Origin of the sequence: Salinarimonas chemoclinalis (assembly GCF_041514305.1) — a bacterium.
Lineage (GTDB): Bacteria > Pseudomonadota > Alphaproteobacteria > Rhizobiales > Beijerinckiaceae > Salinarimonas > Salinarimonas chemoclinalis.
Genome location: NZ_JBGMWH010000042.1, coordinates 1 through 323 on the forward strand (window position 1 = coordinate 1; position 323 = coordinate 323).

Genomic DNA, 323 nt, shown 5'->3' on the forward strand with positions numbered 1-323 from the left:
GTAGAACTGCGGGCGGTAGTTGTTGAAGAACGGCGTGTGGCGGCCGCCCTCCTCCTTGGTGAGGATGTACGCCTCGGCCTTGAACTTCTTGTGCGGCTTCACCGAGCCCGGCTTGCACACGACCTGGCCGCGCTCCACGTCCTCGCGCTTGGTGCCGCGCAGCAGCACGCCGACGTTGTCGCCCGCCTGGCCCTGGTCGAGCAGCTTGCGGAACATCTCCACGCCCGTCACCGTCGTCTTGACGGTGTCGCGGATGCCGACGATCTCGACTTCCTCGCCCACCTTCACCACGCCGCGCTCGACGCGACCCGTCACCACCGCGA

At 67.5% G+C, this 323-nt stretch carries 1 protein-coding gene; it reads right to left on the reverse strand.

Features of this window, described 5'->3' with window-relative positions; translation table 11 throughout:
* On the reverse strand, positions 1–323 hold a 323-nt coding region (locus tag AB9M23_RS22560), incomplete at both ends, for an EF-Tu/IF-2/RF-3 family GTPase (RefSeq protein WP_372426950.1).